Here is a 14,759-nt window from a genome sequence, read left to right on the forward strand (position 1 = left end):
CAAGGACGTTTCCCGCCGACCATGCGACACGGATGTCGCTTTGGTCGGGAACCCTGCCCGCTTTCATTACGGATTAGAGCCCTAGTTTGGCACGACGAACGCATGGCTGAGCAAGTGTGACGCGACCCTCCCTATTGGTACTTCCAAATCGTCCAATTGATCGCATCAAGTAAGGCCTGTGCGCTAGCCTTTAGGATATTTTTTGAGACTCCGATTGTCCCCCAAACCTCATGCTCAAGGCGGGTATCGATGATGACACGTACGATAGCTTCTGTTCCCCGCGAACCGTCCAGAACCCTTACTTTATAATTGACGAGTTCACTTTTCCCTAAAATCGGGAAGAATTTTACGAGGGCCTGCCTCAAGGCAGTATCTAAAGCATTCACGGGGCCGTTCCCCTCCGAAGCAATCTGCACTGTATCCTGACCCACTTTAACCTTCACGACTGCGACTGAGTCTAGCTCCCCACGTAAAGGATCACTCCAAACATGATAATCTAAAACTTCAAAGGCTGGTGCGGGGATCTTTCCCAGGATTTTCAGCAGCAAAAGATCAAGGCTTCCTTCAGCAGCTTCAAATTGAAACCCGCAATGCTCCATCTCTTTGATTTCATTCATGGCATTTTCAACTCGTGGATCTTCTTTAAGCATGGAGGGGTCAAACTTACGTAGACGTTCCAAAATATTGGCCTTTCCTGCCTGATCCGAAATTAATATTCGTCGTTCATTTCCCACCCCGGCAGGATCCATGTGTTCAAAGGTCCGTTGGTTTTTGAGTATAGCATCTACGTGCATACCTGCTTTATGCGCAAAGGCGCTTCGCCCTACAAATGGCTGTTTTTCATCAAACGGTGCGTTGGTTAGTTCTGCAACAAAGCGAGAAAAGGAAGTGATCTTTAACAAAGCTTCCTCAGAAACAACCGAGTAATTCCCAGTAAGCTGTAGTAACGGAATGAGCGTACTTAAATTAGCATTTCCACACCGTTCCCCGTATCCATTCCAGGTCCCCTGAATTTGTGTGACCCCATATTCCACAGCAATTAAGGAGTTGGCAACAGCAAGCCCTCTATCATTATGGACATGGATGCCAAGTTCTGGCGGGTTGAATTCCCGCTTAACAGCTTTAACACCATCTACTATTTGATCCGGAAAGCTTCCGCCATTCGTATCACACAAAATAATGGTCTTTGCCCCTCCATCCATAGCCGCTGCAATACACTTTAACGCATATTTCGGATTCTCCTTAAAACCGTCAAAAAAATGTTCGGCATCAAAAAAGACTTCTCTACCTTGATTAAGCAAGAAGGAAACTGACTCTCGTATCAACCGAAGGTTTTCTTCTAAGGTTGCCCGTAACACATCCCTCACATGCAGATCCCACGACTTTCCGAAAATCGTAATCGTCTTGGCCCCTGAAGCTAAAAGATTTAATAGGATATCGCTCTGCTCCGGTGACTCTAGGACTTTGCATGTACTACCAAAAGCGACGATGTGCGCCAAAGGGGAATGCAAGTCGCGTGCTTGTTGAAAAAATTCTTGATCGAGTGGATTAGCACCAGGCCAACCCGCTTCTACATAAAGACTACCCATTTCCTCAATTCTCTTAACGTAACTTAACTTATCTTGTGTTGAAAAATGAATCCCTTCCCCTTGAGCCCCATCTCGCAACGTAGTGTCGTACACTGTAATTTTCTTCCCTTGATTCTGATTCAATGTTCTCCCCCTCTTCTTATAACACAGCCTTTGCGCCGTTCAAACTAAAGTAATATTAAATAAGAGCCCCATGGCAAGTTCCCTAAGAACTTGCCACGGGGCTTTTCTCCCACACGGTGTAGTTGGTCCTACCAACCTGTATCGCTCGGTCCAGTCCCTTTTCGGCGGAACCCTAGATACACTTCTTATTGTGCTATTATACGACAGGTGCCCTTTGATGTACAACAGGAGTATATATTTTAATCTTATACTATTATCAACGCCATAAATCAAGACCACACGCAAAGGCCCCATGGCAGTCCCAAGAACTTACCACAGGGCTTTTTACAGAACGATGTATTTAGCATCTACAAGTTCTTTGCTACCTGGCAAACAAAGCGTGCGACACGGTCCCTTCTCGCCATCCTGCAAGAAGGCTAATACGTGCGAAGGCAGTGTCTTCGGGCTACAGGGACACTTGGCCATCCGTGGCCGGCGGATGTCGCTTTGGCCGGGAACCATGCCGCTTCCATAACGGCTTAAAGCCCTAGTTTGGCACGACGAACGCATGGCTGAACAAGTGTGACGCGACCCTCCCCGTCTTCTCCCTAGGCCCAGAGGGTCGCGATCACACGGCGTGAACGCCTTTGCGCGAGTCGTAGCCAAACTCGGCTCTAATCCGCTTTCATAAAGCAGGGCGGGAAACAAGGACGTTTCCCGCCGACCATGCGACACGGATGTCGCTTTGGTCGGGTACCCTGCCCGCTTGCATACTGATTAGAGCCCTAGTTTGGCACGACGAACGCATGGCTGAACAAGTGTGACGCGACCCTCCCACGACGAACGCATGGCTGAACAAGTGTGACGCGACCCTCCCATAGGTCCTTAATAGCACTTTTGTCCACAAACATTAAAGGTCAGTACTTCCAAGTTAACGGCTAGGTCCACGTTCCGGAGCTCAATTTCTGGAGGAACATTCAAAACGACGGGTGCAAAATTCAGAATGGCCTCTACTCCGGCACTAATTAATTGATCGACAATTTCTTGGGCAGCCGCTGCAGGAACAGCTACAATCCCAATCTGTGTACGGTTTAATTTTACGACGGTTTCTAATTGATCGATGGGTAGAACCTCGACATTACCGATCTTGGTTCCCACCTTTTTAGGATCTGCGTCAAATATACTGGTGATCACAAAGCCACGTTCTCTGAATCCTTTATAAGAACTTAAAGCCAGCCCTAAGTTCCCCACTCCGACAAGGGTTACGCTCCAATTAACACTTAACCCAAGGATTCTCAGAATATGTTGGCGGAGATCCTTGACATTATACCCGACACCTCTAGTCCCAAACTCTCCAAAATAGGCCAGATCTTTTCTTACTTGGGCAGGGCTAACGCCAACTCCATCAGCAATTTCTCCCGAGGAGGTGGTAATAATTCCTTTTCGATCAACATCAGTCAAGTGACGGGAGTATACTGAAAGTCGAATAATGGTTGCCTCTGGAATTTTTAGCGTCTTCAATTGGTTCCCTCATTTCTTGCTGGAATTGCATAGCCAGAATAATATGTTTTTGTTAATTATAGCACTATCTTAAAAAAACGCAATTTTATCCTAGCTCTAACTTCCAAAAAATTTAAAATATGGATAGTTACCCTCCTATTATTTACCGGAAAGCAGGTTTATAATCCTCTGGGACTCATAAAATAACGATAAACCGAAAGTTTTTTGCTCTTCCGAAGTCCTTTTTGCCCGTACTAAGTTAAAATATTGATGAAGAACTTCTAAGTCTTGGGGAGGATGATTACTTGCCATGGCATTCCATACTAGATTTTCCTTGTCTAGCGCTTCGGCCGTTCCCTCCCCCTTAAAAATATTATTGGCATTTGTCAACAGTTCTATAGTAAGTTGAGCACCGTTCCCAGCGACTCGAAACTTGCGTTCTGGAAGCTCTATTTGTTTAGGAACTGTGGTAATACCTTTTTCCGCCAAAGATGCCCGCAACCCTTTTAACTCACTCGCTGAATGACCCAAGCCAATGCCAACCACCCAGGGGTTAGTATTGATTACTTCAGCTTTAAAACCCAGTATCCTGAGTTGCTCTTTTCTTATCTGTGCATTAGATTCGGTTTGAAAGACCCCTATTTGACAAGTCCAGAACGTCACTTCAGGCAAAACTAATACGAGGTTATTGTCTGGATTAGTGTCTTTCAGGCCAGTCTGGGCTCCCTGACTTTGTACACGGTTGGATTGCCCCACAAGCTCTAAATAAATTTTCCCGATTCCCCAGGTCAGTAAACCTAATGTCATTATCCCTAGGATTAAAACAATAACAACTCGAATTTGAGCCATAATCTTCAAGTTCATTCCCCTTCCGTGCGTTGTTCTGGACAACCTTCTCTACACGGAAGATATGTTAAAAATGGCAGAAATAGACCGGGCCGACTATTTAAAAAAGACCCTGAACATATTGCCAAGGTCTTTTGAACTATATACTTTTAAAGGATTTTTGATAAGCCAAAGTAAAACGTTGCAGCAAGTAAAGAAGTTGTTGGGATTGTCACAAGCCAAGCAACCAGCATTTGTTGAGCGACTCCCCAGCGCACAGCAGAAACCCGCTTCGCGCTCCCAACCCCCATGATGGAACCTGAAACAACATGGGTAGTGGAGACTGGGAGATGGAGACCTGGAAACACGGTCGCCGACCAGATTACGATGGATGAACTCAAGTCTGCGGCAAAACCATTGATGGGTTCTAGTTTAAAGATCTTCCCGCCCATGGTCCGGATGATCTTCCATCCTCCCGCAGCAGTTCCAGCAGCCATGGCAAAAGCACAAGCAAATTTCACCCATAGTGGTGGGCCTAAAACGGTTTGTGCTTGCAACCCTGCTGCGATAAGGGCCATCGTGATAATCCCCATGGATTTCTGAGCATCATTGGAGCCGTGGTTAAAAGCAAGTAATCCTGCTGAAAGAATTTGCATTTTCTTGAACCCATTATTAACACGAGACGGTGTAAATCCTCCAAAAAAGAAAGAAAGCGATTTCATAATTATAAACCCAAGCACCATACCGACGATAGGAGAAAAAATTAGTGCTGCAAGTATTTTTCCCAAGCCTTGCCAATGTAACACGCTAAATCCAGCTTTAGCAACAGCTGCTCCAGCCATACCTCCAATAATAGCATGTGAGGAACTGCTTGGAATTCCGATGTACCAGGTGAGGAGGTTCCAGACGATAGCACTAAGCAAAGCCGCAATCACAACCTCTTGAGTTGCATATTTGGGTGAGACAATATCTTTAGCAATCGTTTGGGCCACTCCAGTACTATAGAGTGCGCCAAAAAGATTTAAGAAAGCTGCTAGAATCACCGCCCGCTTTGGGCTTAAAGCTCGAGTTGAAACACTGGTGGCAATCGCATTAGCGGTATCATGAAATCCATTAATGTAGTCAAACGCTAAGGCTAAAAACACCACAATGACTAAGAGCATTCCGATACTAGTCATATTTCAAAACCACGCTCTTGAGAAGATCTGCAATGGATTCACAATGATCTAAGGTCGCCTCAATATTCTCCAGAATTTCTTTCCATTTGATGATTTCAATAGGGTCTTTTTCATGTTCAAAAAGCCGCGCCACTTCTGAACGGTAAAGCTTGTCTCCCGCACTCTCTAAGTGATAAATCTCTTCAGCAGCAGCCAAAAGCATCGATTTCTTATAATGTAAATTTCCTAAGTACGAGAAAGCTACCTGAATTTGTTCTGCGGCCAGAAATACCAGATGAACAAGTTCTTGGGCTCCTAAGGATGGCTTGTCAGTACGATAAAGAAGCATACGTTCTACGGTACCTTCCGCGAAATCAACGATGTCATCAAGGACTTGGGCAAGTTCATAGATATCTTCACGGTCTAAAGGGGTAATAAAGGTAGAATTCAGGCGCTCCATAATTTGAGTCGTGACATTATCCGCTTCGTTTTCGAAGCGATGCATTTGGGCAGCGTCTTCATTCGAAACACAGTCTTGTTGCATAATCCCATAGAGTCTTTTTAATGTCTTAGTAATAATTTCGGTGTTTTCGGAAAAAAGTTGATAAAACTTGTCTTCTTTTGGTGATAACTTAAACATACTAATCCTCCAACCCTAAACTTTCTCTGATACAGGGATCGGAACTTCGCTATGAGTCAGAATTCGGTTAATATCCAGTCCACCGAGTATTATATCATAAATTTCGGACATGTTGTGTTAACGTTGTGTTAACTTTTTTAATTGGTCAATTAAGGCTTGACGGGCATCGGCTAGCATGTAAATTGAACCCGTAACACAGAGCATGTCCTTTTCGCCAAGACGCTCGAGCGCAAAAATCACCGCATCCTTGGGATCCTCAAGGCAGGTTACTGGACGTCCATGTCGTTCAGCCAATTTGCCAAGAGCCCTCCAATCCCCTGCCCGTGGAGAATTTGGACGAGTAATAATCAATTCATCCGCCAAAGGCACGAGCATGTCCACAACCTTTTCCCGTTCTTTATCAGCGAGCATCCCTAAACAAAGTATGAGACGCTCCCGTTCATAAAGTGGCAATGCTTGAGCCAACGCCCTCGCTCCATCCACGTTGTGCGCACCATCCAAAAGTATCTTAGGCTTGAGAGAAAGCAATTCCAAACGCCCGACCCACTCTACTTCACGCAATCCGGCATAGAAGGCTTCACGGGGAATTTTAACATCGTATTCACTTTGTAACACTTCACAGACTGTTATAGCCGTGGCGGCGTTGCGGAGCTGGTGCAGTCCCATTAAACGCAGGCGCAATTTCAAGTAGGTTGAGTGCAGTCCCACATGGTCAAATTCCTGTTCCAACTCTCCACTCCATTTGCTTTCCCAGTGGACATCTTCCCCCACTAACCAAAGCGGAACATTCATAGCTTTCGCTTGTTCACGCAATACGGTAATCACGTCAGGGTCTTCAGAGGCCGTCACCACCACAGATTGGGGTTTAATAATCCCCGCCTTCACCTTTGCGATGGAAACTACATCAGACCCTAAATAGTCCATGTGATCCATCCCAACATTCGTGATGACTGAAACTAATGGGGTCACCACATTGGTCGAATCGATGGCCCCACCTAACCCAACTTCTATGACAGCATAATCGACGCTTTCCTCCTGAAAATAGAGTAATGCAAGTGCAGTACTTACCTCAAACTCAGTCGGATGCTCAAATCCTTCCGCAACCATATTCTCTAAAAACGGTCGTACCCGTTTAATGACCTGAATAACGTTTTCTTTGGGGATCATTTGCCCGTTAATGACCATGCGCTCACGATAATCGTGCATATGGGGCGAGGTAAAGACTCCGACCTTGTACCCCGCTTCCCGCAAGATACGGGCAATCATCACCGAGGTTGAACCCTTGCCGTTCGTTCCTCCTACATGAACTATGCGCAGAACTTTCTCCGGGTTTCCTAACCGTTTAAGAAGCTCCTCAATACGACCTAGCCCAAAGTTAATACCAAACGTTGTCAGATTTGCGAGGTATTGTAGGCTTTCAGCATATTCCTGATCAAGATCCTTTTCGGACATTCCCTTTTCCCTCCTGCACATACCATTTACGATTTCAAAACTAATCACTTTAAACTGGCTATAACAGCTTGTGTAAAAACGCTAATAGCTATAGCCTTACTTCAACTCTTTTAAGCGTTCTTCTAAAGCCTCTTTACGGCCTAAAAGTGCTTCTAGTCTTTCTCTTTCTTTGGCTACGACCGCTCCCGGTGCTTTGTTGGTGAATCCTGGATTATTTAATTTTAGGCCGAGATTTTGAATATCCTCGGTTGCAGCAGAAATCTCCTTTTCGAGACGAGAAATCTCTTTCGCAAAATCCATCAGTCCTTTTAAGGGCAGATAGATTTCTACACCCTCTAGGACGGCACTGGCCGCTTGAGACGGTTTTTCTGCCAATAATTCAAATAGTTCTACACTCGCTCCGCCAGCTAATTTCAAAATATCTGACTTCCCGTTTTCAAGCACCTTACGTTGCACCTCGTCTGGGGCGAGTATCAGGATTTCCACTTTTTGTCCAGGTGAAACTTTCATTTCGGCACGAATATTGCGGATTGCCTTCACCGTATCCATGAGCAGTGTCATATTTCCCTCGGCCTCAGCGTCCTTATACTGCGGTATTTGAGGCCATGACTGCATCATAAGGCTACCTTCGTCCTCTTTCGGTAGGTTCTGCCAGATCTCCTCCGTGAGAAAGGGCATATAGGGATGCAACAGTCGCAAGGTTCCTTCGAGGACTTCAAGCAGTACAGATTGGGCCGTGTGCCGAGCTATAGTATCTTCTTTGTTATAAAGGCGTGGCTTAGTAAGCTCAATATACCAATCACAGAACTCATTCCAGATAAACTCAAAGAGTAATCGTCCACCTTCACCGAGATCAAAGTTTTCTAGCGCTTCTGTCCCCTTCTCCACGATAGCAGCATAACGAGAAAGAATCCAGCGATCTGCCAGCGTAAGTTCTCCGCGAGGACCCGCTACGTAATCTTCTAAATTCATAATTACATACCTAGAAGCATTCCAAATCTTATTGGAAAAATTCCGAGTTGCTTCTAAGCGTTCTGGATGAAAACGGAGATCATTGCCTGGGGTATTACCCGTTATAAGCATGAAGCGCAAAGTATCTGCTCCGTACTGATCAATCACTTCAATCGGGTCCACACCGTTGCCTAATGATTTACTCATCTTCCGGCCTTGGGCATCCAGCACTAGTCCGTGAATCATAACTTTTGGGAAGGGCACTTCCTTCATAAACTCCATCGCCAAGAAAATCATGCGGGCAACCCAGAAAAATATAATATCCCTACCCGTCACTAAAACGGAAGTCGGGTAAAACTGTTCCAACTCGGGGGTTTTCTCCGGCCAACCCATGGTGGAAAATGGCCAAAGACCCGAGGAAAACCAGGTGTCTAAAACATCCGGATCTTGCTTTAAGTCCTTTGCTCCGCAGGATGGACAGCTCAAAGGATCAACGCTGGCGCAGATCTCCTTACCGCACGCTTCGCAATACCAAACCGGAATGCGATGTCCCCACCATAGTTGCCGAGAAATACACCAATCCCGGATATTTTCCATCCAGCCCAGATAGATTTTATCAAAGCGATCTGGCACAAACTCTAAGCGTCCATCCCGAACCACGTCAATAGCCGGCTCGGCAAGCGGAGCCATTTTTACAAACCATTGTCGACTCACCATTGGCTCGATTACGCTTGAGCAACGATAACATTCCCCAACCGCATGAGCATGGGGATCGATTTTGACGAGCACGCCTGCCGCCTTTAAATCTTCCACAATCGCTTTACGTGCCTCGAAACGATCCAGCCCTTGATAGCGACCCGTATTTTCATTCATTTTAGCTTCTTTGTCTAAGACCATAATCTGGGGCAATTGATGACGAAGCCCCATTTCAAAGTCGTTCGGGTCGTGAGCCGGAGTGATCTTGACTGCACCTGTCCCAAACTCTCGATCGACATAGTCATCCGCAATGATAGGAATTTCACGATTCACAAGAGGTAACATTATGGTTTTCCCAATTAAATGTGCATACCGTTTATCCTCAGGATGAACCGCTACGGCGGTATCTCCAAGCATAGTTTCTGGTCGTGTGGTTGCCACAACTAGTGCTTCTTCACTGTCTTTGACTGGGTATCTTAAGTGATACAAATTTCCATCTCGGTCGTTGTGTTCCACTTCAATATCCGAAATCGTGGTATGGCATTTCGGACACCAGTTAATAATATAATTTCCACGATAAATAAGACCTTTGTGATATAAGTCAACGAACGCTTCCCTGACCGCCTTTGAACACCCTTCATCCATCGTGAAACGCTCACGTTCCCAATCACAAGAGGCTCCCAATATACGCAACTGCTGAGTAATTCGCCCACCATATTGCCTTTTCCAATCCCAAACCCGTTCTAGGAATTTTTCTCTCCCCAGTTCGTGACGACTCGTCCCTTCCATAGCCAACTGCGCCTCTACTTTAGCTTGAGTAGCAATTCCGGCATGATCCGTCCCTGGCACCCAAAGCGTATTATAGCCCTGCATCCGTTTAAAGCGCGTTAGGATATCTTGAATCGTACTATCCATAGCATGCCCAAGATGAAGAGCGCCTGTCACGTTCGGCGGGGGCATCACAATACTGAACGACGGTCTCTCTTTTTGCACCTCTTGATGAAAAAAGCCCTTTTCCTCCCAATATTGATACCATTTCTTCTCAACCAGGCTCGAATCATATACTTTAGCCATTTCAATTTTTTCCGTATTATTATTATCGTCCATATATCCTAACTCCTTCCAATATAAAAACTTCCTCCCCCTAAACAAAAAAAGCCCTTCATCCAGATAAAGGACGAAAGCTTCCGTGGTACCACCTTAATTCTGAGAGACATAGCGTCTCACAGCACTTATCTGCACTAACGGGGCTTTCCGTCAGGGAGTACTTTATTCCCCCCTGCCCCTCCTGTACGACCTTAGCGCCTTACCGAAAAGGCCTCCCATCTTTGACCTTTCTCTCTGAACGGTTATGCAGCTATTCCTCACATTCTTAGGGTTTTAACGATATTTCATAGCCTCAGTAACGAAAGCTATTGCAGTTTATAATACATTATACACGTTGTGATAAATATTGTCAAAACGCTTACCCGTTACCTTCTGTATAAAAACCCATCTATTATAAATTTTTGTTTATTCAGAATATTTAGAAGGACTTTGCCATTGAAGCAAGAATCTTATCAATGTAGCCATAAGTAAAGAACAACATACTTCTAACAGCTAGTTAAAACTATTCGTATACTCCTTAAAGGATAAGGTTAATAAGTTATTAATTAACCGATTGTCGCTCTGTCGAGCAATAAGTTCAGTGGGGGGAATTTATTAATGGCAGCATTTCTTGAAAGGTTTAGTCAAATCCTTTTTCGTCACTCGCGAATTATCCGCTGGTGGTTTAACCTATCTCTATCGCATAAGCTCGTTCTGGCTTTTTCTATTAGCGCTTTAATCAACCTGTCTGGCGGCGGTTTTGCTTATTTCTTAGCCTTAAAGGGTAATGATTTGATAGCCCATATTGGAACCTTGATGATATTCACAACTCTTGCAAGTCTGTTAATTTTTGTCTATGGCCTTTATATCTCTTTTCTAACTTCAATTCCCCTTCGCCGTGCTGTTAACTTCGCCGAAACACTAGCTAAAGGAGACCTAACGCCGAACCTTTATTATCTGACTGAAAAGGATGAGATCGGCCAACTCTGCATATCCCTTAATATGATGTTGCAGAATTTTCGCTCGTTAGTGGGTAACATTTTGTCTGGAGCGGACACTTTCTATGAATCCTCGCTAGTTTTAGCAGAGCGAGCTGAAGCGACTGCAAATGCTGCAAAGCAAGTTTCTCTGTCCATAGACCAAGTAGCCCAAGGATCACAAAATCAAAGTCAAATAAATAGCATTCAAGCCATTAACTTTGCGGTCCAAGATATGTCTACCGGCATTCAGCAAATTGATCGTAGTGTATCCCTTGCCGACCAAGCCTCCACCCAGGCACTACATATCGCCAACGAAGGTGAACAAGCCATCACGAAAACGGGTGCCCAAATGGGCCATATCCATCAAACAGTAGATGAGACGGGCTTGATTATTTCCGAACTCGGTGAGAAATCCGCTTCCATTGGAGCGATTGTTGAAACGATCAAAAACATCTCGGACCAAACTAACTTGCTAGCTCTCAATGCGGCTATCGAAGCCGCACGTGCTGGAGAGAATGGTCGAGGGTTCAGCGTAGTGGCGGAAGAAGTTCGGAAACTGGCTGAGCAATCGACACAGTCCAGTGCACAAATTGAACAAATCATTCGGGGCATTAAACTGAACGTTGACCGAGCCATCACCAGCATGAGTGCAGAAAAAGACGTTGTGCGCAACGGTGAACACGTTATTGAAGAAGCTCAGAGGGCGTTTAATCGGATTATGGAAAGTACCCAAATCGTTAATCGTCAAATAAAAGAAGTTTCACAGTTTTCCGGTGATATTTCGAGCAGCTCACATAAGATTTTCACAGAAATTGAACAGGTTGCCGCAATTATCAAGGAAACAACCGCTAAAACTGAGGCAGTTGCCTTAGGTAGCTCAGATCAAATGAACTCAATGCAAGAAATCAACGTCTTGGTGGAAGAGCTTCAAGCGACAGCCCAAGCGCTTCAAGCCTCAGCCCAAAAGTTTAAATTGACATAAGTAGTTCCGATAACCATAGCCTTTCACCAGTTCAAAGGCTATACGCCGACTCAACAGAAAAGGGGCCCTTCCATAAGTGATTATTATCTACTATGGGAGGGCCATTTTTGTGGGAAAAGAGGGCGAACGATTTAGGAAACTAACTTCAAGTGGAGTTTTGACTCCATCTGAAGTTAGTTGAACTTATCAGGACTTAGCGCTACTTATCACCCGACGGTCAAGGAGGACCTAGTGTCGATGAAGCCATGGATGGTGGGAATCGACCACTTAAGAAGTGGCAGTTAGTTATCGGACAAACTTATTAATGGAAATAAGGATGTAAAAGATCTTACTCTTGCCAAGTATCCGCACGCTTTACGCCTGTTACCTCGGCGGTCCATTCATCCATGGCGACAAGGTCGTTGGGACCAAGTTCTGACAAAGCCGTTTTTCCTAAGGCACGTACTCCCTCTTCCATTTCCAATACCATTGATTTCAAGACATTAGCCACACTTTTACTGGCCAACGGGATATCCAGTCGCTGTTTATAGGGAGAATCGTAATAAACCAATTGGGTTAACGGCTCCCAAGGGAGAATTTTATGGATTTGACGATGAACTAACGCGAATAAAGGAACGGTTCCCAGATAGATCGCATCGGCCCCTAGGGCTATCGCTTTTAAACATTCTCCTGGGGTAGCATATCCTCCCGCGACCACCAAACTCACTTCTTTACGAGCACCCTGCTCGCGTAAAAAACGTTCCGCGCGTACCAAGGCTAATAAACTTGGAATTCCCAAATCATCGCAGAGTAGGGGTGTTGCCCCAGACGAACCACCTTGACACCCATCAAGAACAACCACATCAAAGCCTGCTTCTAAACATACAGCTAAGTCCCGCTCCAAAACCCCTGTAGCCATAATCTTAATAGCAATAGGCTTCCCAGCTGCTTCAGAACGCAAATCCGAAACATACTTTGGCCAATCCCAAGGGGATTTAATTCCCGGGATGACAGCCGGAATAACTACCGACTCCACGGGGGATATACCCATAAGCTTTTGTGCTTTTCCCTTTACAGAATTAGGCTCATGTGTTTTGTAGCCCAAGCTTGCCCCTTGCCCCATCTGCACTTCAAGCATATCTGCAGCAGCAATCCCTTGAGGACTATGCCCCCAACTGCTCCGGCCAATTTGCCAGATGTATTTGCCAGCTTCTTCGCATTCAATTTGTAGAAAGGGTCCCTCGCCAGAATTCGTAGCGGTTCCGACTTGTTTTGCCGCCCTAGCTAAGGCTCGTTTTGCTTCCTCGCTAAGCCCCACTCCATAACCCATGCCAGAGATCATCAAAGGAATATCGATCTGGAGTGGCTTTTCCGCTTTCGTTCCAAGGGTTACCTTCATGTCGATCGGAATACTGGCATCTTTAGGAAGGCGCGCCATTTGAGCGCCAATAAACATGAGAGTATCGTAATGGGGCAGCGTTTTTGCCGAGCCTAGTGGACGACGGATCAATTTTCCTTCTTCGGCACGTAAACCGATTTCCAAAATAGTTTGCACAGAAGTACGACGCACTGCACTCCAAAGTTCCATCAGGTTTTCATGATACTTATCTTGCAGGAGTCTTTCCATGACTAAGCCAAAAAGCCGTTGGACGACGGTCCTAAACAATCGCTTACCCACGAAAAAGAATAGGCAAAATAAAACTACTCCAGCAATGAATGCCCCCAAAGCTGAGAGAGCAACTACGAGCAGAGCGGTCTTTAACAACAAGGTTAATCCCCCATCTTTTTTATTATGCAATTTTATCCACAATCTTAATGGACATAGTCTATGCTGTATGGCTAATAATATACAAAGGAAACTCGGTGCAAGCGGGGAAGAGCTAAGCCGGGAGCTTGAACGGTTAGCTTGCTCTGCGTCGTAAGACCGAGCGCTGTGTCACACAAGGCCCTTCACACAAGTCCCCCCTTGACAATAGGGTATACTTTCATTATTCTTGGCTGGTAATTAAAAGACCATATTGGAGGGAAGACCCGTGCGGACGAGTAAACCTTTTTTTAGTTTGCAGACCATCATGACTTTGCTTGTTTGCGGTGTTGTTGCTCTATCTTTAGCGGTAACCGACATCCTAATTAGTCAGAAAGTTGCGGATAACACACAGAAAAATCTAGCCGATAAAGCCACAAATATTGCCCGCATTGTTGCCCACTCGCCTCTTGTGATTGAAACTCTCAATGGGCAAAGAGCCAATACGGAAATACAGCCCTTTGCGAATGAAATACGACAGATCACCGCTGTTGAGTTTGTTGTTGTCATGGATATGAAGGGAATAAGAAAGTCACATCCGGATATAAACAAAGTTGGACAACCCTTTGTGGGGGGAGACGAAGGAGATGCCCTAAAGGGTCACGAATACGTTTCCAATGCCAAAGGAACTCTAGGCATGTCCTTACGTGCGTTTACCCCTATTGTTACTTCCACAGGTAAAACGGCTTTAACCGCTTACCGGGAATGGGTAAGTATGACGAAGGATCAAGAAAAACTAAGCCAAGCGGAATTGGATATACGGATGCTTCACCCGAACCCGCTTCCCGTACCCAGTGAATTGCCCAAAGGGCTTACCCGTAACACCTTAAAGACAGTATGGGAAAACATACAAGGAACGAAGACAAGCTCATTTTCGACAGAAGAAATGGCTAAACGTGTTGGGATTTCACGGGTATCGATGCGCAAATATCTAAGCTTTCTCACGGATATTGGAGTAATCGAGATGGAGGTTATTTATGTTCAGTCGGCCGACCAGTCTATCAACACCGATGCCT

At 45.3% G+C, this 14,759-nt stretch carries 10 protein-coding genes, 1 pseudogene and 1 other annotated feature; of the genes and pseudogenes, 2 read left to right on the top strand and 9 right to left on the bottom strand.

The window, feature by feature from the left end:
- Positions 1-131 precede the first annotated feature (131 nt).
- From cimA to UF75_RS19915, 8 genes are all read right to left on the bottom strand, one after another.
- Positions 132-1,712, bottom strand: a complete 1,581-nt coding sequence (gene cimA / locus UF75_RS19885) for a citramalate synthase (RefSeq protein ID WP_045576306.1) — start codon at positions 1,710-1,712, stop codon at positions 132-134.
- A gap of 324 nt (positions 1,713-2,036) precedes the next feature.
- Positions 2,037-2,426 carry a hypothetical protein gene (locus tag UF75_RS28540; RefSeq protein WP_156146528.1) on the bottom strand — a complete coding sequence of 130 codons (390 nt, stop codon included), beginning with the start codon at positions 2,424-2,426 and terminating at the stop codon, positions 2,037-2,039.
- Positions 2,427-2,576: 150 nt separating this feature from the next.
- Positions 2,577-3,212 carry a redox-sensing transcriptional repressor Rex gene (locus UF75_RS19890; protein ID WP_045576307.1) on the bottom strand — a complete coding sequence of 212 codons (636 nt, stop codon included), beginning with the start codon at positions 3,210-3,212 and terminating at the stop codon, positions 2,577-2,579.
- Between the two features lie 138 nt (positions 3,213-3,350).
- A complete protein-coding gene (locus UF75_RS19895) occupies positions 3,351-4,055 on the bottom strand; it encodes an SPOR domain-containing protein (protein ID WP_082075252.1) in 705 nt (234 codons plus the stop codon).
- A 131-nt stretch (positions 4,056-4,186) separates the two neighbouring features.
- Positions 4,187-5,194 (bottom strand): inorganic phosphate transporter, encoded by a 1,008-nt coding sequence (locus UF75_RS19900; protein WP_045576309.1) that lies wholly within the window; start codon positions 5,192-5,194, stop codon positions 4,187-4,189.
- The gene (locus tag UF75_RS19905; RefSeq protein ID WP_045576310.1) at positions 5,187-5,813 is read right to left on the bottom strand and encodes a DUF47 family protein; all 627 of its coding nucleotides are present in this window, start codon (positions 5,811-5,813) and stop codon (positions 5,187-5,189) included. Before UF75_RS19905 ends, UF75_RS19900 begins: the two co-directional genes overlap by 8 nt.
- Positions 5,814-5,930: 117 nt before the next feature.
- On the bottom strand, positions 5,931-7,265 hold the full coding sequence (locus UF75_RS19910; protein ID WP_045576311.1) for a folylpolyglutamate synthase/dihydrofolate synthase family protein: 1,335 nt from the start codon (positions 7,263-7,265) through the stop codon (positions 5,931-5,933).
- Positions 7,266-7,361: 96 nt separating this feature from the next.
- On the bottom strand, positions 7,362-10,019 hold the full coding sequence (locus UF75_RS19915; protein WP_045576312.1) for a valine--tRNA ligase: 2,658 nt from the start codon (positions 10,017-10,019) through the stop codon (positions 7,362-7,364).
- Between the two features lie 63 nt (positions 10,020-10,082).
- Positions 10,083-10,295 (bottom strand) — a binding site (T-box leader).
- A 321-nt stretch (positions 10,296-10,616) separates the two neighbouring features.
- Between UF75_RS19915 and UF75_RS19920 the strand changes: the two genes are divergently transcribed.
- Positions 10,617-11,960 (top strand): HAMP domain-containing methyl-accepting chemotaxis protein, encoded by a 1,344-nt coding sequence (locus UF75_RS19920; RefSeq protein WP_045576313.1) that lies wholly within the window; start codon positions 10,617-10,619, stop codon positions 11,958-11,960.
- Between the two features lie 328 nt (positions 11,961-12,288).
- Here the strand turns inward: UF75_RS19920 and UF75_RS19925 are convergent, their stop codons facing one another.
- A complete protein-coding gene (locus UF75_RS19925; RefSeq protein WP_197079471.1) occupies positions 12,289-13,707 on the bottom strand; it encodes an FMN-binding glutamate synthase family protein in 1,419 nt (472 codons plus the stop codon).
- Between the two features lie 265 nt (positions 13,708-13,972).
- On the opposite strand from UF75_RS19925, the pseudogene UF75_RS30395 reads away from it, so the two are divergent.
- Positions 13,973-14,759: pseudogene (locus UF75_RS30395) on the top strand (hypothetical protein); the annotation flags it as partial.

The organism is Desulfosporosinus sp. I2, from assembly GCF_000960765.1.
Classification (GTDB): domain Bacteria; phylum Bacillota; class Desulfitobacteriia; order Desulfitobacteriales; family Desulfitobacteriaceae; genus Desulfosporosinus.